We start from the raw sequence: 15,984 nt of genomic DNA on the forward strand, positions 1-15,984 counted from the left end.
CCAAATCAAACTGTTGGCGTTATAGCATGTCGACGGCTTTTTCTACGGCGGCGATGAGTCTATCCACATCTTCAGCCGTGTTATAAATACCAAAAGAAACGCGTACCGTGCCTTTAACGTTTAGCGCATCCATCAATGGGTGAGCGCAGTGGTGTCCTGCTCGTACCGCAATGCCTTGTTGATCGAGCAGCGTCGCCATGTCTTGGTGATGAACGCCGTCCATGACGAACGTCAGTACAGAGGCATTCAGCTGATAGCCTAGAATATGGATGTCATCCAACGCGCTTAGTGCTTGGTAGGCCTTATCCTGAAGCGCATGGAGATGATCCTCTACTTCGTGATGGTCAAAACCTTGGTACCACTCAATGGCTTTCGCTAGAGCAATCGCGCCCGCAACGTTTGGTGTGCCCGCTTCAAATTTACCAGGAAGTGCAGAAAACGTCGTTTTCTCGAAAGAAACACGTTCAACCATTTTACCGCCGCCGTGCCATGGTGGCATGGCTTCCAAAAGTTCAAGCTTGCCGTATAAAACCCCAATGCCTGCTGGTGCATAAAGTTTGTGACCTGAGAAAACGTAGAAATCGATATCTGATGCCGATAAATCAAGTTGCTCATGTACGATGCCTTGCGCGCCATCAACTACAATAACCGCGCCAACGTTGTGCGCCAGTTCAGTGATTTTTTCGATAGGTTGGCGTGTGCCTGTTACGTTGGTTATTTGTGCGCAAGCAACAATTTTACAGCGGTCAGACAGAAGCACCTTAAATGCGCTGATGTCGAACTGGCAATCTGATGTCATTGGAACTTTTATGACTTTGGCGCCCGTTTGCTCTGCCACGATTTGCCAAGGCACGATGTTAGCGTGGTGCTCCATCTCGCTAATCAAGATCTCATCACCCGGTTGTAACGTGCTGCGGGCGTAAGTCTGAGCAATTAAGTTCAGTGCTTCGGTTGCGCCCCGTGTCCAAATGATCTCTTTAGAGCTGTTTGCACCAATAAAGTTTGCCACTCGTTCTCGTGCCGCTTCAAATTGGCTGGTGGCATTAGCCGTTAAACTATGACTGCCACGGTGAACATTGGCATTTTGCGCACTGTAGTAATGACTGATGACATCAATCACACATTGCGGTTTTTGCGTTGTCGCTGCGCTATCTAGATACACTAAGGGCGTATCGTTGACGGATTGATTTAGAGCGGGAAATTGCTCACGTACAGCATTTACGTCAAACATTATTCTTCACCAAGCTTGTGGTAGTGCAGAGTAGGCAGAGGGATCATTGGTTCAGCAACTGACCATGCGTGTTTTTTACCTGAGAGTTGAATGATTACTTCCATCGCGAACTCTAAAGCTGTACCCGGACCTTGACTAGTGATCAGGTTGTGGTTGATATCAAAGGTCACGCGTTTGCTGCGCCACTTCTCTTCCGGGATATGTGACTGAAAGCTCGGGTGACAGGTCATCAGTGATTGTGGGAAAAGATCATGGTGTTGCAATACCAACGCTGGTGCTGCGCAGATAGCAGCGACCAATTTTCCCTCGTAGATGTGCTGCTTAAGGATTTCTATCATCACCGTGCTATCACGAAAAATTTCTGCACCACCAACACCACCAGAAAGCGCTATGGCGTCAAACTCATCATCAGCGATATCGACCAGTTTACAATCGGCTGTTAGTGTGACTCCGCGAGAAGCTTTCATCGTCAATGAGCCATCAAAAGCAGCACTCGCTACCGTAACGTCATAACCCGCGCGAACCATCATGTCGATAACGGTGACGGCTTCCATTTCTTCGGTGCCCGGAGCGATTGGCACTAAGATTTTCTTACTCATTGTTCTGTCCAGCTTTGTTCTATTTGTTTGATGCGTTGGTAAAGTTTTAAATTCTCAGGCGTATTGATGCGATGTTTCTCGGCAGCCTTTAACAGGTATCCGGTTATAAAATCAATTTCCGTTCGACGCTGATGGAATACGTCTTGTCTCATTGAAGAATAGTTCTCAGCTGTGGCGTTCACCACTTGCATTACCGTATCGAAAAGAGAGCGAAACTCGATAGCAATACCTTCTTTACTCATTACTTCAACCAGTTCTTGAGTGATGCTTTCGAGTTGTATCTTAAACTCGGGCTGCGCAAGCTCACCATTCTTACACTGCTGAATCGCAGTCAGTGGGTTAATCGCGCAGTTAATTGCTAACTTAGTCCATAACGCAGATTGGATGTGTGGATTCCAAATGGCCTCTGGAAGAGCATGATGCATAACATCTTGCAGAAAAGCGCACTGCATTCCTTTGTCATTATAACCACCCACTTGCGTTGTTCCGTGACCGGTATGCAGTACGTGTTGGTTATCTGGTTTGTATGCGCCGTGCGTCGTTGTGGCGAGCACGATAGGATTGTTTGGCAGAGCCTTCTCCACGTCAGAGGCGGTACCCATACCATTGTGCATCAGCATGATAATCGTGTCTGCGTTGATATGAGGCAGTAAAGGCTGAATGGCGTCTTCCATTTGCCAAGCTTTTACCGTTATCAAAATGAGATCTGCTTTATTTACGGAGGAAATATCTTGATTACTGAATACGATTGCGGGTGTGTCATCCAACTGAAGTGATTGTTGGCTTTCAGAACTTCTTCCCCACAATGAAACATTGTGCCCGGCAAGCTTAAATTTTGTTGCCCAGAGTGAGCCCACCGCACCTGGACCGAGGATAAGGATATTCACCAAACGCTCTCATTAAAAAGGTTTGCTGCAAGGATAATGAGGGAAAAAAGGAAAGCAAATAAAAATGGCGCAGAAAGGCGCCATTTTTGAGCAAACTTAGTGGTTCAATTAGAACTTGTAAGTTACAGCAAGGTAGTGGCCAAAGCCAGTTGACTTGAACCCATCAGTATCTTTGATACCGTACACGTCTTTGTAACCTTTTAGACCGTAACCCACTGCGAAGCGGTCTGAGTGCCAGTAGATACCGTTGAACATTGCACCACCGTTTGACGCGGTTGAACCAAACTTGTTACCAGCAGCATCATCCATACCGAATTGGTAATCGATGTAGCCTTGGTAAGAAATGAATGAACCGTTCTCGAAGAAGTAGAATGGTTTGAACCAGTTAGTCGAGATTTGGAAACCGTTCCAATCCTTTTTGTTGCCGTCGTAAGTGCCGTATAGGTTAACACCAACTTTACCAAACCAAGGAACCATTACGTCAGAACCTAGACCGATTTTTTGAGAGTTAACACCAGAGTTACCACCCCACTCGATTAGAGTTGCAACGTATAGCTCTTGAACTGGACCGAAAGATAGGTCTTTACCAGTTACCGCATCTAGAGACATACGTGGAGCGAATTTCATAAAGATCTTCTCTGCGCCAGCTTTGTCGCTACCTGGATCAGAAGTTAGGTTGAATACATCAACGTAGCCGTAAAGGTCGAAGATACCAGAGCGGCCGCCGAATTCCATTTCTAGGTAGTCGTGTGAAGACTCACCTGGAAGTTCGTCAAATGCACCCATTAGGTTAAATTGCATCCACTTGTAATCGTTTTTGTGAATATCGCCGTCAGAGTAATCTGCCGCCATAACTGGAGCTGAAGTAGCCGCTAGAAGGCTAAGAGCTAAAAGTGATTTACGCATAAGGGGACTCTCTATGTTTGTAATGATTCAGAACACGCAATCTGTGCTGCGCTTTCCAATTGGCGGGAATAATAGCGATAAAAATCCCAAATGAAAGTGATAAAGGGTGCAAAATGAAACGTTTTTAGTGAGTTGCATCACGAAATTATCTTTATTTACGGAACTTTTTGTTTGTTGCATTTGATTGCAATAAATGTGTGATTTGGATCGTTTGCGTAAGCGATTTTATGACTTTTTAAGCCAGTCGATTAACCAACATAAATCGTTAGTGATCGGAGTGATAAGGGATTCGTATGTATCCGTGAATCAAAGAGGACGTTTGAATGAAAGAAGTCATGTTATTCCCACTCACTTCAGTTGTACTCCCTGAAGGTAAAATGAATCTGCGCATTTTTGAGCCACGATATAAGCGAATGGTAAAGGAATGCAGCCTACAAAATGTGGGCTTTGGAGTTTGCCTAGTAGGAAGTGAAGGTGACCCTAAAGACGTGGGTAACGTTTCATCTATCGGAACTTTGGTCAGGATCGTTGATTTTGAAACACTCAGTGATGGCCTTCTTGGTATTACAGTTGCTGGTGAGCAACGCTTTGTTGTCAAACGCGTCCGTGCAGATGCGGATGGCTTACGTCATGCAGAGGTTGAATGGTTAGACAATTGGCAACATCTAGACAACTCACCAGATTTCTTCTTTTTAAGCCAGCAGTTATCCCATGTTTATGAAGAGTTTCCTCAACTTGGAAGCCTCTACCAGCATCGTTTTTACGATGACTCTGCTTGGGTTACTCAGCGTTGGCTTGAGTTACTACCCCTAGACTGCAATCTGTTCGAACAGCTAGTCGGCGCAGAGGACTGTATTCCGGCGTTGCAATTTCTGACAGAAGCCATAGAAGCCCCGACTAACAAAGAGGCAAGGATATGAAAGGATTTAATAAAGCTGCGCTAACTATTGTTGCGACATTAGGACTGGCGGCGTGTGGCTCCGACAGTGACACTATCGAGTATTCCAATTTACAAGCAGTGCACGCTTCTTCTGATGCGCCGCTTGCAAATGTGTGGATCAACGATAAACCATCATTAACGAATGTTGATTATGGTGTGGGATCTGGCTACGTTAAATTGCGAGAGGGGATGAATTCGATTCAGGTCGATGTTCAGCTCCCAGGTAATGAAACCGCGACCGTAATACCTAAAACAGAACTAGACCTTGATTCCGACCTCAATTATAACGTGTTCGTTGTTGGCGATGCCGATGGTTCGCCAAACCCAGTTGAGCCTTTAGTCGTGACTCGCAGCTCCGATTCAATGGCTGATGCCAATAGTCTAGATGTTCAAGTTGTTCATGCAGCTTCAGGCGTTCCTGCTGTTGATCTTTATGTCACTGAGCCAGGTGCTGCTCTTGCTAGCGCGACTCCAATAACTAACCTTGCTTACAAAGCTTCTACCGACGTATTGAACATCCCAGCTGGTGAGTATCAAGTTCGACTTGCCGTAGGAGACAGCGTTGCTTTTGACTCGGGCACAGTATCTCTTGCGGCTAATTCCAACTTGACGATTGCCGCTATCGGCACAGGAGATTCGAATAGCACGTCACCTGTCAAACTCTTGGTGTTGGACGGTTCGGGCTCTTCTATAATTGAAGATATGGGCAGCCAAGCTGAAGTAAGAGTCGGACACCTTGTCGATGGAGCGCCTGTCGTCGATGTTAACGTTAACGGGGCGGCCTTCGCTCCTCTTGCCGACTTAGCGTTCAAAGAGATTCGTGGTTATTTGGATCTTGCTGCTGGCGCTTACGATATTGACGTTTACGTGGATGGCACAACAACCAATCCGATCATAGATGTTGACGGGTTAATGGTTGCAGGTGGAATGGATTACAGTGTTTATGCAGTCGGTGTTGTTAGCCCAGCGATTGATATCGAAGCTCTGGTTGTTGAAGATATGAGACGCGCTGTGGCGACTAGCGCGACATTGAATGTGACACACGCGGCGGCTAATCCTATAGCGGAAATGGTGGATATTTACCTCACTACGAGTGCAGGAATAGATGGAAGTGATCCAACTATTGCTAATTTTGCGTATAAAAATAGCGTACAAGGATTATATGTCGCTGAAGGTACATATTATGTAACGGTAACAGTGGCTGGTAACCCAAGTATTGTTGCGGTTGACTCAGCACCAGTCAATGTAATGAACGGTGTTGTGTACCAAGTCGTTGCCATTGATGATGGGAACAACGGTGGTTTCAACTTGTTGGTCGATGACGTGACCGATTAGGACGAATGGGAGGAGGAAACTCCTCCCACAAATTAAGGCCGATTATGATGAGTGATAGCCCGAAAAAACTGGGGCGCAGTGATTGGAACGATTACATGGATAAAGTGAAGGATCGAGACAAAGATGCGTTCGCTTTTGTATTCCGTTTTTACGCACCCAAGCTGAAGCAATTCGCTTACAAACATGTTGGTAATGAGCAAGTTGCTATGGAGATGGTGCAAGAGACCATGGCGACAGTTTGGCAGAAAGCGCACCTCTATGATGGTGAAAAGAGCGCGTTATCGACTTGGATATATACCATAATCCGAAACCTTTGTTTTGATCTGCTGAGAAAACAGAAAGGTAAGGAATTACACATTCATTCTGATGACATTTGGCCGTCAGAGTATTATCCACCAGATCTTGTTGATCACTATTCACCAGAGCAAGATATGTTGAAAGAACAGGTGGTTAAGTTTTTAGATATATTACCGAAAAACCAAAGAGATGTTTTACAAGCGGTATATCTTGAAGAGCTACCTCATCAACAGGTCGCGGAATTATTTGATATACCCCTCGGTACCGTAAAATCCAGGCTGAGGCTTGCAGTAGAAAAGCTAAGGCATTCAATGCATACGGAGCAACTATGAACAAACACCCAGATAACAGCTTGTTAGAAGCATACGCTTCGGGAAGCATTGATGCAGTTTCTGGTCTTGTGGTCGCAACCCATTTAGAAACATGCACCAAGTGCCGAGCTTATGTGAACCAAGTCGAAGCAAGTCAAGCGAACATCGTAAGTGACATACCTTCTGAGTATGTTTCTGAATTTGACGACATGTTCAATGACATCATCAACGCGGAGCCAGCGACTGATAACATCGTGATCCGCGACTCTGCTGCTGTTAATGTGGCAGGAAAAAGCTTCGCTCTTCCTAAAACCTTAGCGCGTTTCTCTGACCTCGTAGGGTCATGGAGAAGTTACGGAGGCAAGGTTTTCAGTGCTCAGATTGATCTAGGGGAAGACGCTCGTGTCAGCTTAATGTACATCGGGGAAGATGTGCAAATCCCTCAACATACGCACAAAGGCCTGGAGTCTACATTGATCCTACATGGTGGATTTAGTGACGAGGATGGCCAATATGAAGAGGGCGATTTGATGATTAGAGACGCATCAGTGAAGCACAGCCCTTACACTAAGGCCGGAGAAGACTGCTTGTGTTTAACTGTATTGACTGAGCCGATGATCTTTACTCAAGGCGTGGCACGTATATTTAATATGTTTGGTAAAGGGTTATACCCATAGACCTCTTATCTTATATCTCGCAAAACAAAAACCACCGAATTCGGTGGTTTTTTATATGTTTCGTTAATGCTTGTGACGTGCTTTTTCCAATAGAGCATCAAAGTAATGTCGTAGCGAGTACAACATAATCAAGCTTGGCACGACCATGACAGCGGTAAGCACGAAGAATGTGCTCCAATCATTGAGATAATCCACTAGCTCGCCACTGAAAGAAGCAAGAGTCGTCCGTCCGAAGTTTCCTAGAGAGGCAAGCAACGCATACTGAGTTGCCGAAAATGCTTGCCCGGTTAGAATCGTCAAAAATGAAACAAAAGCGACAGTTGAGAAAGCAGTCGTAAAGTTATCGACAATAATCGTGGCTAAGTACAAGTGCTCGTTTGGGCCTACCGAAGCAATCCAAGCAAACATCAAGTTACTGGCAGACATAGCAATACCGCCGATCATTAATCCACGTACAATACCAAACCTAACGTTGAACATGCTTCCGACAAAAGTAAAGAAGATGGTGGCTCCCCAACCGATCAGTTTGGAGTAATAGCCAATTTGTTCATTGCTAAAACCAATATCTTTATAGAACGCGATCGACATCCTGCCCAAAAACGCTTCGCCAATTTTAAATAGGAAAACGAACAGCAACAGAGTAATCGCGACACGGACGCCATTGCGATTAAAGAAATCAAGGAAAGGTTCTACAACAGTCACGGTAAACCAAGCTACGACTTTTGAACCAACCACTTCTTTGTGGCGTTGTTCTGCGGCAGACTGAAGTTGTTCGCGTTGAGTCTTCGGTTCACCGACTAAAATCGTAAAGACCATTAGAATGCCGACTATCACCGCCATCCCGTAATACACACCATTCCAACCGACACTGTCAGCATTAACAAACGCTAAATAACCCGGTAGTGAATAACCTGTCCACCAGCCAATGACCGCCATTGCAGAAGCTTGAGGCAGTTTAGACTCTTCTGACTTTGGGAAAGTATCAATACGAAAAGCATCAATTGCGATGTCTTGTGTCGCTGAAGCCGTTGCAATGCACAAGGCGAGTAGTGACGCAAACACCAAGTTTTCCGCTGGATTAACGCCGGCAATAAATAGGGTAGCGACGAGTACGATACTTTGGCAAAAGAAAATCCAGCTACGTCTTTGCCCCAGCAGTCTAAAGAGGACTGGCAGCTTCACGCGGTCAACCAGAGGTGCCCACAGAAAGTTGATCGCATAGACCGCAAAAACGCTACCAAAATAGCCAATTGCGGAGAGGGTCAAGCCGGCATCTTTTAGCCAACCTGACATGTTTGAACCGATAAGAACCCACGGAAAGCCGCTAGAGCAGCCCAGCATGAAAACCCACATGAGTCGTTTATCGAGGTAACTTTTTACCGTTTCCAACCAAGTGATGGAAGGTAATGAAGACATAAATCAATCCAATAAAATGAAGCCGTTGAAAGAGAAAGCCCTTCGATTATTCAAAGGGCTTATCGTTTTGGCTATTTAAGTAGTGTAGCTTTGGTGATGACGATTTGCGTCTCTGGTACATCACGCATTCGGCCTACTGTCGTGGTCGGCTGCTGAGCCATTTTCTGGATAACGTCGAACCCCTCAGTAACCTCACCAAATACAGCATAACCTGGTGGTCGAGCGCCATAGTTGAGAAAGTCATTGTCGACTAAGTTGACGAAAAACTGACGAGTTGCAGAGTTTGGTGCATTAGTTCGTGCCATGGCGATGGTAGCACGGTCATTGTTTAGACCATTATTTCCTTCGTTTTTGATTGGCGCGTATGTTTTCACCATCTGCATATCTTGGTTAAAGCCGCCACCTTGCGCCATAAAGCCTGGGATAATACGATGAAAAATAGTACCTTCGTAGCTCCCATCTTCTACATATTTCAGAAAATTAGCGACAGTGATAGGTGCTTTCTCTTCGTTTAACTCAACCGTAAATGAACCAAGGGTCGTTTCAAACGCTACTTTTGGCCCAGCCCAAACGCTGCAGCTGAGTAATGCTAAAGACAGAATCGCTTTGCGTAACATTAGAAACGCTCCTGCATGTATTGACGAAGCTCAGGGTCATTGGCAATCTCTTTAAGCGTCAATGTCACCACATCATTCAATGTCTCTTCAATATCGGCATCAGAAGCACTCAATGTGCCAGATCGCTTTGCTGTACCTGTATAAGTTTTGACTAGCTTGCCCTCAGGTGTCTCTGCTGTGATTTCCAGCACAACTTTAGCATCCATCTCATTTTCCATCACCGAATGCTTCACGTTGACCAACGCTTCTTGAACGCTCAATTCAATCGCGTTGTTGCTGTTTAGATCCGCATGGAAACCTTGAGATGAGAATTGCTTCTCTAATGCTTCTTCTAACGCAATACGTAAATTCTGTTTAGCATGAAGAGGAAGAATGTTCGAACGGCCGTTATCCACCAACGCCACGTACTGCGCTGCACGTACATCTTTGCTGGTCAAACTGTAAGTCTTGCCTTGAACAATTGGATTGGTGCTCAATGTGCTTTCTGGCATCAGGTTCAGCTGAGGTTGTTGAGGGGCTGAACACGCAGCAAGCAACGCAACCGAAGCCGCAAGTACCAATTTTCTCATTTTATTATTCCTTTTAACTATTTTGCTAAAGCTTATTTTGCGCTTAATTTAGCAGGATTTTTTGTAGCCTGTAAAATCACAAACTTATTGTTGGAAGCGATAAGTTTCACATTTTTATCGCCAAACAGACGTTTGAGTTTTGCGTCGTACCCGAGGTGACGATTTCCGATAACCAGTAAACGGCCATTTTCACTTAATACTTGTTTAGCATCGCAGAACATTTGCCAAGCAATATGATCGGTGATTGCCTGTTGTTGATGAAACGGTGGATTACACATAACCATAGAGCTGCTGCTGTGTTTAAAACCGTCCAAGCAATTGTTCGCTATGCACTGTATGTCTCTATTTTCACCAAGGTTGTCGCGTAGGTTCTGTTTTGCTGATTCAAGCGCCATAAAGCTTTCATCAACACATGTTAGCCGAGCATTTGGATTCAACTGACCAAATTTAACAGACAGAACACCATTGCCGCAGCCGAGGTCGATGACATTGTCTATCGAAGGGTCTTGAGGCAGGTGCTGCAGCATAAAGCGTGCACCTAAATCTAAACTTTCTCCTGAATAGACATTTGGCATGTTCTTGAGTTCGATATCTTCGCCATCAACGCGCCAAGTCGTGAAAGGCATTACTTCAATCGGAGGCTCAACTGTTGCTTGAGAAAACACCAATCTGTGCTTTTTCCAGGCCAAAGATGTTTTTGTTTCGCCTAAGTATTTTTCAAACAGTTTTAGCGTCGAAGTATGAATGTCTTTCGCTTTATTGACTGCAATGACGGGGCAGGAAGCCGGTAGCGCCTTTCTTAATTGGCTTAGTATCCACACTAGATGGCGGTTACTTTTGGGCAGTTGCAGCAAGACAAGATCAATATTGGCAGGAACGAGGTCCATCGTGGTGGCAAACGCTACTTTATTGCACTGGTTTTGCTCGAGATTTTGCTGTGCACCTTTATGTGAGATGAATGAATCACTCATTAGCGTTACATGGTGCTTTTCCGAAAACCAGCAGGAGAGGGCACCAAAGCTGTCATTAATCACGAGGATGTTTTGATTGTCTGGCAAAGCAAGCTCTTCAACATGATTAATAAGATACTCATCACCGGCATCCCACGCTTGTAGCGTTTCGTTACTTCGTTTTGGGAAACGATGAAGTGTTAAGCTTCGCTCGTGAAGGTTCAGTTCGGTTTTCATAGCTAAATGTAAGTTGATTTAGAAATTAAGTGTTATTGTCGCAAATGATGACGTGTCGAGATACAAAAAGCTGTCAAATTTTACGAGTTCAGTGATGGCTGCTCTCTAGGCATGTTCATGGAGTCGAGCGCCTTGAGACAATATGTCTACAAAGTGCGTCAATAATGAGAGTGACGTTTGAGTGATGCATGTCTGCTTTACTTAGGTATATACTTATGGAATTCGCATCAATGAGGAACGAATATGATCCAAGAAATCATAGAGAAGAAACTACACAGTGAGCTGCAACCCAGCTATCTCAAAGTCATTAATGAGAGCTACATGCATAATGTGCCACCAGGCTCAGAGAGTCATTTCAAAGTGATTGTTGTGAGTGATTCGTTCGCGGGACAGCGTTTGATTGGGCGCCATCGTCAAGTTCATCAAATTTTGGCAGATGAACTGGACAACCACATTCATGCATTAGCTATTCATACATACACTGATGAAGAGTGGAAGCGTGAACAAGATGGCGCCCCTGATAGCCCGATGTGTATGGGTGGCGGTCACTAAAAACGCAAGATATAAAGGTGCAGAGAAAGGTGGCTTAAGGCCATCTTTTTTCGTTTTACATTCTTTAGGGACGTTAACGTGGCACAAATTCTGGTTAAAAAATGTGTTAACAGTGTTTCAACAAATGAATGGAAATTGCAGAATATTTCAGGCGATGAATATCACTTTTCCATAAGATATGTATGGAATATGGCATTTGTGCGATGGGTCAAAGTTATGACTATTCTTTGACCTTTTAGACCTGATCCTACCGAAATAACCCCTCTATTCTAATGATTGATCATGGCATCAAGTTCCTAAAAAATGCTAGACTACGGCACCTGATAAATCTCGCGTATTCCTTGTGACGAGATTTTTAATAGGATGTTGCGATTTTGATGTTTAAAACAACATCAAAACCGGACACTGATGTCGTGTCTAAAAGTTACGCAATCAAAAGAATCTTTTTCCCGATAAAAGTAGTGCAAGTGCGTATGATTACAATAAAGAAGGGCTTGGATCTTCCTATCGCAGGAACTCCATCCCAGGTGATTAATGATGGTAAGACCATCAAAAAAGTCGCCTTGCTTGGCGAAGAGTACGTTGGCATGCGACCTACCATGCATGTCCGCGTTGGTGATGAAGTGAAAAAAGCGCAAGTTCTTTTTGAAGATAAAAAGAACCCAGGCGTGAAATTTACTGCACCAGCAGCCGGTAAAGTGATCGAAGTTAACCGTGGCGCTAAACGTGTCCTTCAATCTGTAGTGATTGAAGTGGCAGGTGAAGAGCAGGTGACATTTGATAAGTTCGAAGCCGCTCAACTTTCAGGTCTAGATCGTGAAGTGATCAAGACTCAGTTGGTTGACTCTGGCTTATGGACCGCTTTACGTACTCGTCCGTTTAGCAAGGTTCCTGCAATCGAGTCTTCTACTAAGGCTATTTTCGTAACTGCAATGGATACTAATCCACTAGCAGCTAAGCCTGAGTTGATCATTAATGAGCAACAAGAAGCATTCATTGCTGGTCTAGACATTCTTTCAGCCCTGACAGAAGGCAAGGTTTACGTATGTAAATCTGGCACTAGCTTGCCACGTTCTTCACAGTCTAACGTAGAAGAACACGTCTTCGATGGCCCTCACCCAGCAGGTCTTGCTGGCACCCACATGCATTTCCTATACCCAGTAAATGCAGAGAATGTGGCATGGAGCATCAACTACCAAGACGTTATCGCGTTCGGTAAGCTGTTCCTAACTGGTGAGCTATGCACAGATCGTGTTGTGTCTCTAGCTGGCCCAGTTGTGAATAACCCTCGTCTAGTTCGTACCGTAATGGGTGCAAGCTTAGATGACCTAACAGATAACGAGCTGATGCCTGGCGAAGTTCGTGTGATCTCTGGTTCAGTACTAACAGGTACACATGCAACTGGTCCACACGCATACCTTGGCCGTTACCATCAACAGGTTTCTGTATTACGTGAAGGCCGTGAAAAAGAACTATTTGGCTGGGCAATGCCTGGTAAGAATAAGTTCTCGGTAACTCGCTCTTTCCTTGGTCACGTATTCAAAGGTCAGTTGTTCAATATGACAACGACGACCAATGGTAGTGATCGTTCAATGGTTCCAATTGGCAACTACGAACGCGTAATGCCTCTAGATATGGAGCCTACTTTGCTGCTTCGTGATCTATGTGCCGGCGACACAGACAGTGCTCAAGCACTGGGTGCGCTTGAACTGGATGAAGAAGATCTAGCATTGTGTACCTTTGTATGTCCAGGTAAGTACGAGTACGGTACGTTACTTCGTGAATGCCTAGATACTATCGAGAAGGAAGGGTAATTTTCATGGCTCTTAAAAAGTTTCTTGAAGACATCGAGCATCATTTTGAGCCTGGTGGCAAACACGAAAAATGGTTTGCCCTGTACGAAGCTGTAGCAACAGTTTTTTACACACCAGGTATCGTAACAAATAAAAGCTCGCACGTTCGTGATAGCGTTGACCTAAAACGTATCATGATCATGGTTTGGTTTGCGGTATTCCCAGCAATGTTCTGGGGTATGTACAACGCAGGTGGCCAAGCTATTGCAGCACTTAACCACATGTACGCTGGTGACCAACTAGCGACAGTTATCGCAGGTAACTGGCACTACTGGCTAACAGAAATGCTTGGCGGCACTATCGGTGCGGAAGCGGGTGTTGGCAGTAAGATGCTACTAGGTGCGACTTACTTCCTGCCAATCTACGCAACAGTATTTATTGTTGGTGGTTTCTGGGAAGTGTTGTTCTGTATGGTGCGTAAGCACGAAGTTAACGAAGGTTTCTTTGTAACTTCTATCTTATTCGCACTTATCGTTCCACCAACGCTACCTCTATGGCAAGCGGCGCTAGGTATCACATTTGGTGTTGTTGTAGCAAAAGAGATCTTCGGTGGTACAGGTCGTAACTTCCTTAACCCTGCACTTGCAGGTCGTGCATTTCTATTCTTCGCTTACCCAGCGCAAATTTCGGGTGACGTAGTATGGACTGCAGCTGACGGCTTCTCTGGTGCTACTGCTCTTAGCCAATGGGCTCAAGGTGGTAACGGTGCTCTAGTTAACACAGTAACTGGCGCTCCTATCACTTGGATGGACGCGTTCATCGGTAACATCCCTGGTTCAATTGGTGAAGTATCGACTCTAGCTCTAATGATCGGTGCAGCGATGATCGTTTACATGCGAATCGCTTCATGGCGCATCATTGCGGGTGTGATGATCGGTATGATCGCAGTATCGACTCTGTTTAACGTGATCGGTTCTGACACTAATCCAATGTTTAATATGCCATGGCACTGGCACCTAGTTCTAGGTGGTTTTGCATTCGGTATGTTCTTCATGGCAACGGACCCAGTATCAGCGTCATTTACTAGCAAAGGTAAATGGTGGTACGGCATCCTGATTGGTGCAATGTGTGTGATGATCCGTGTAGTTAACCCAGCGTACCCAGAAGGTATGATGCTGGCGATTCTATTCGCGAACCTATTCGCACCTCTGTTCGACCATGTAGTGATTGAGAAGAACATCAAGCGGAGACTAGCACGCTATGGCAAGTAATAACGACAGCATTAAAAAGACGCTGGGTGTTGTTATCGGGTTGAGCCTTGTTTGTTCAATCATCGTATCAACAGCAGCAGTAGGTCTGCGTGATAAGCAAAAAGCTAACGCTGTCCTAGATAAGCAATCAAAGATCGTTGAAGTTGCAGGCATTGACGCAAACGGTAAGAAAGTACCAGAGCTATTTGCTGAGTACATCGAACCTCGTCTAGTAGACCTTGAAACAGGTAACTTTACTGAGGGTAATGCATCTACGTACGATCAACGTGAAGCATCAAAAGATGCAGAACGTTCAATCGCATTGACACCAGAAGAAGACGTAGCTGATATCCGTCGTCGCGCGAACACAGCAGTGGTGTACCTTGTAAAAGATCAAGATGAAGTCCAAAAAGTTATCCTGCCTATGCACGGTAAAGGACTATGGTCGATGATGTATGCCTTTGTAGCCGTTGAAACTGATGGTAACACTGTGTCTGCTATTACTTACTACGAGCAAGGTGAAACTCCTGGACTTGGTGGTGAAGTAGAGAACCCTTCATGGCGCGATCAATTCATTGGCAAGAAATTGTACAATGAAGATCACCAGCCAGCGATTAAGGTCGTGAAAGGCGGCGCACCGCAAGGTTCTGAGCACGGTGTTGATGGCCTATCAGGAGCGACGCTCACTAGTAATGGTGTTCAACACACATTTGACTTCTGGTTAGGTGATATGGGCTTTGGTCCTTTCCTAGCAAAAGTTCGTGACGGAGAACTTAACTAATGTCTAGTGCACAAAACGTTAAAAAGAGCATTCTAGCGCCAGTATTGGATAACAACCCAATCGCGCTACAAGTTCTTGGTGTATGTTCTGCTCTTGCAGTAACAACTAAACTAGAAACAGCTTTTGTAATGACACTAGCGGTAACATTTGTAACTGCGTTGTCTAACTTCTCTGTTTCATTGATCCGTAACCACATTCCTAACAGTGTGCGTATCATTGTTCAGATGGCAATCATCGCATCGTTAGTAATCGTGGTAGACCAAGTGCTAAAAGCTTACCTATACGATATCTCTAAACAGCTATCTGTATTCGTTGGTCTGATTATCACTAACTGTATCGTAATGGGTCGTGCTGAAGCATTCGCAATGAAGTCTGCGCCAGTACCATCTCTTATTGACGGTATTGGTAACGGTCTAGGTTACGGCTTCGTTCTTATCACTGTAGGTTTCTTCCGTGAGCTATTTGGCTCAGGCAAACTATTTGGTCTAGAAGTTCTACCTCTAGTGAGCAACGGTGGTTGGTACCAGCCTAACGGCCTAATGCTACTAGCACCATCAGCATTCTTCCTAATCGGCTTCCTTATCTGGGTAATCCGTATTCTGAAACCAGAACAAGTAGAAGCGAAGGAGTAAGGAC

Annotated in this window: 17 protein-coding genes; 9 read left to right on the plus strand and 8 right to left on the minus strand. The window is 45.0% G+C overall.

Features of this window, described 5'->3' with window-relative positions; genetic code table 11:
• Positions 1-19: 19 nt before the first annotated feature.
• The 4 genes from csdA to R7O03_RS14815 all read right to left on the minus strand — a co-directional run bounded on the left by csdA (position 20) and on the right by R7O03_RS14815 (position 3,623).
• Positions 20-1,231 carry a cysteine desulfurase CsdA gene (gene csdA, locus R7O03_RS14800; RefSeq protein ID WP_047102626.1) on the minus strand — a complete coding sequence of 404 codons (1,212 nt, stop codon included), beginning with the start codon at positions 1,229-1,231 and terminating at the stop codon, positions 20-22.
• The gene (locus R7O03_RS14805) at positions 1,231-1,830 is read right to left on the minus strand and encodes a DJ-1 family glyoxalase III (RefSeq protein WP_006742560.1); all 600 of its coding nucleotides are present in this window, start codon (positions 1,828-1,830) and stop codon (positions 1,231-1,233) included. Before R7O03_RS14805 ends, csdA begins: the two co-directional genes overlap by 1 nt.
• Positions 1,827-2,717 carry a 2-dehydropantoate 2-reductase gene (gene panE / locus R7O03_RS14810; RefSeq protein WP_042521379.1) on the minus strand — a complete coding sequence of 297 codons (891 nt, stop codon included), beginning with the start codon at positions 2,715-2,717 and terminating at the stop codon, positions 1,827-1,829. The genes R7O03_RS14805 and panE overlap by 4 nt, the downstream gene beginning before the upstream one ends.
• 108 nt (positions 2,718-2,825) lie before the next feature.
• On the minus strand, positions 2,826-3,623 hold the full coding sequence (locus R7O03_RS14815) for an outer membrane protein OmpK (protein ID WP_005380251.1): 798 nt from the start codon (positions 3,621-3,623) through the stop codon (positions 2,826-2,828).
• 323 nt (positions 3,624-3,946) lie between these two features.
• Here R7O03_RS14815 and R7O03_RS14820 point away from each other — a divergent pair, with 323 nt between their 5' ends.
• From R7O03_RS14820 to R7O03_RS14835, 4 genes are read left to right on the plus strand one after another with little or no spacing between them, the layout of a single operon-like run.
• Entirely contained in the window at positions 3,947-4,543 is a 597-nt protein-coding gene (locus tag R7O03_RS14820) for an LON peptidase substrate-binding domain-containing protein (RefSeq protein WP_017636020.1), read from the plus strand.
• Positions 4,540-5,898, plus strand: coding sequence for a DUF4397 domain-containing protein (locus R7O03_RS14825; protein ID WP_047102625.1), 1,359 nt, complete (start codon positions 4,540-4,542; stop codon positions 5,896-5,898). Before R7O03_RS14820 ends, R7O03_RS14825 begins: the two co-directional genes overlap by 4 nt.
• Positions 5,899-5,942: 44 nt before the next feature.
• Entirely contained in the window at positions 5,943-6,527 is a 585-nt protein-coding gene (locus tag R7O03_RS14830) for an RNA polymerase sigma factor (RefSeq protein ID WP_017636022.1), read from the plus strand.
• On the plus strand, positions 6,524-7,183 hold the full coding sequence (locus tag R7O03_RS14835; protein ID WP_005380256.1) for a ChrR family anti-sigma-E factor: 660 nt from the start codon (positions 6,524-6,526) through the stop codon (positions 7,181-7,183). The genes R7O03_RS14830 and R7O03_RS14835 overlap by 4 nt, the downstream gene beginning before the upstream one ends.
• A 63-nt stretch (positions 7,184-7,246) precedes the next feature.
• On the opposite strand, the gene R7O03_RS14840 is transcribed toward R7O03_RS14835, so the two are convergent.
• The 4 genes from R7O03_RS14840 to R7O03_RS14855 all read right to left on the minus strand — a co-directional run bounded on the left by R7O03_RS14840 (position 7,247) and on the right by R7O03_RS14855 (position 10,972).
• Positions 7,247-8,599, minus strand: coding sequence for an AmpG family muropeptide MFS transporter (locus R7O03_RS14840; protein ID WP_005380257.1), 1,353 nt, complete (start codon positions 8,597-8,599; stop codon positions 7,247-7,249).
• A gap of 71 nt (positions 8,600-8,670) precedes the next feature.
• Entirely contained in the window at positions 8,671-9,216 is a 546-nt protein-coding gene (locus tag R7O03_RS14845) for a peptidylprolyl isomerase (RefSeq protein ID WP_005380258.1), read from the minus strand.
• Positions 9,216-9,785, minus strand: a complete 570-nt coding sequence (locus tag R7O03_RS14850; RefSeq protein WP_005380259.1) for a YajG family lipoprotein — start codon at positions 9,783-9,785, stop codon at positions 9,216-9,218. The genes R7O03_RS14845 and R7O03_RS14850 overlap by 1 nt, the downstream gene beginning before the upstream one ends.
• Positions 9,786-9,817: 32 nt before the next feature.
• Entirely contained in the window at positions 9,818-10,972 is a 1,155-nt protein-coding gene (locus R7O03_RS14855; protein ID WP_005385302.1) for a methyltransferase, read from the minus strand.
• Positions 10,973-11,215: 243 nt separating this feature from the next.
• On the opposite strand from R7O03_RS14855, the gene bolA reads away from it, so the two are divergent.
• The 5 genes from bolA (at position 11,216) to R7O03_RS14880 (ending at position 15,980) form a co-directional block, all read left to right on the plus strand.
• Positions 11,216-11,524 carry a transcriptional regulator BolA gene (gene bolA / locus R7O03_RS14860; protein ID WP_005380262.1) on the plus strand — a complete coding sequence of 103 codons (309 nt, stop codon included), beginning with the start codon at positions 11,216-11,218 and terminating at the stop codon, positions 11,522-11,524.
• Between the two features lie 473 nt (positions 11,525-11,997).
• Positions 11,998-13,338 carry a Na(+)-translocating NADH-quinone reductase subunit A gene (locus tag R7O03_RS14865; RefSeq protein WP_005380264.1) on the plus strand — a complete coding sequence of 447 codons (1,341 nt, stop codon included), beginning with the start codon at positions 11,998-12,000 and terminating at the stop codon, positions 13,336-13,338.
• Between the two features lie 5 nt (positions 13,339-13,343).
• Positions 13,344-14,588 carry an NADH:ubiquinone reductase (Na(+)-transporting) subunit B gene (locus tag R7O03_RS14870; RefSeq protein WP_005380265.1) on the plus strand — a complete coding sequence of 415 codons (1,245 nt, stop codon included), beginning with the start codon at positions 13,344-13,346 and terminating at the stop codon, positions 14,586-14,588.
• Positions 14,578-15,348 (plus strand): Na(+)-translocating NADH-quinone reductase subunit C, encoded by a 771-nt coding sequence (locus tag R7O03_RS14875; protein WP_005380267.1) that lies wholly within the window; start codon positions 14,578-14,580, stop codon positions 15,346-15,348. Before R7O03_RS14870 ends, R7O03_RS14875 begins: the two co-directional genes overlap by 11 nt.
• Positions 15,348-15,980 (plus strand): NADH:ubiquinone reductase (Na(+)-transporting) subunit D, encoded by a 633-nt coding sequence (locus R7O03_RS14880; protein ID WP_005380269.1) that lies wholly within the window; start codon positions 15,348-15,350, stop codon positions 15,978-15,980. The genes R7O03_RS14875 and R7O03_RS14880 overlap by 1 nt, the downstream gene beginning before the upstream one ends.
• The last annotated feature ends 4 nt before the right edge of the window (positions 15,981-15,984 follow it).

Origin of the sequence: Vibrio sp. Vb2960, assembly GCF_033337665.1 — a bacterium.
Classification (GTDB): Bacteria; Pseudomonadota; Gammaproteobacteria; order Enterobacterales; family Vibrionaceae; genus Vibrio; species Vibrio alginolyticus.

Excerpts from the sequence above, each read along its gene's own strand:
- csdA (WP_047102626.1), bottom strand. The coding sequence starts at position 1,231 with ATGTTTGACGTAAATGCTGTACGTGAGCAATTTCCCGCTCTAAATCAA.
- R7O03_RS14805 (WP_006742560.1), bottom strand. The coding sequence starts at position 1,830 with ATGAGTAAGAAAATCTTAGTGCCAATCGCTCCGGGCACCGAAGAAATG.
- R7O03_RS14815 (WP_005380251.1), bottom strand. The coding sequence starts at position 3,623 with ATGCGTAAATCACTTTTAGCTCTTAGCCTTCTAGCGGCTACTTCAGCT.
- R7O03_RS14820 (WP_017636020.1), top strand. The coding sequence starts at position 3,947 with ATGAAAGAAGTCATGTTATTCCCACTCACTTCAGTTGTACTCCCTGAA.
- R7O03_RS14825 (WP_047102625.1), top strand. The coding sequence starts at position 4,540 with ATGAAAGGATTTAATAAAGCTGCGCTAACTATTGTTGCGACATTAGGA.
- R7O03_RS14830 (WP_017636022.1), top strand. The coding sequence starts at position 5,943 with ATGATGAGTGATAGCCCGAAAAAACTGGGGCGCAGTGATTGGAACGAT.
- R7O03_RS14835 (WP_005380256.1), top strand. The coding sequence starts at position 6,524 with ATGAACAAACACCCAGATAACAGCTTGTTAGAAGCATACGCTTCGGGA.
- R7O03_RS14840 (WP_005380257.1), bottom strand. The coding sequence starts at position 8,599 with ATGTCTTCATTACCTTCCATCACTTGGTTGGAAACGGTAAAAAGTTAC.
- R7O03_RS14845 (WP_005380258.1), bottom strand. The coding sequence starts at position 9,216 with ATGTTACGCAAAGCGATTCTGTCTTTAGCATTACTCAGCTGCAGCGTT.
- R7O03_RS14850 (WP_005380259.1), bottom strand. The coding sequence starts at position 9,785 with ATGAGAAAATTGGTACTTGCGGCTTCGGTTGCGTTGCTTGCTGCGTGT.
- R7O03_RS14855 (WP_005385302.1), bottom strand. The coding sequence starts at position 10,972 with ATGAAAACCGAACTGAACCTTCACGAGCGAAGCTTAACACTTCATCGT.
- bolA (WP_005380262.1), top strand. The coding sequence starts at position 11,216 with ATGATCCAAGAAATCATAGAGAAGAAACTACACAGTGAGCTGCAACCC.
- R7O03_RS14865 (WP_005380264.1), top strand. The coding sequence starts at position 11,998 with ATGATTACAATAAAGAAGGGCTTGGATCTTCCTATCGCAGGAACTCCA.
- R7O03_RS14870 (WP_005380265.1), top strand. The coding sequence starts at position 13,344 with ATGGCTCTTAAAAAGTTTCTTGAAGACATCGAGCATCATTTTGAGCCT.
- R7O03_RS14875 (WP_005380267.1), top strand. The coding sequence starts at position 14,578 with ATGGCAAGTAATAACGACAGCATTAAAAAGACGCTGGGTGTTGTTATC.
- R7O03_RS14880 (WP_005380269.1), top strand. The coding sequence starts at position 15,348 with ATGTCTAGTGCACAAAACGTTAAAAAGAGCATTCTAGCGCCAGTATTG.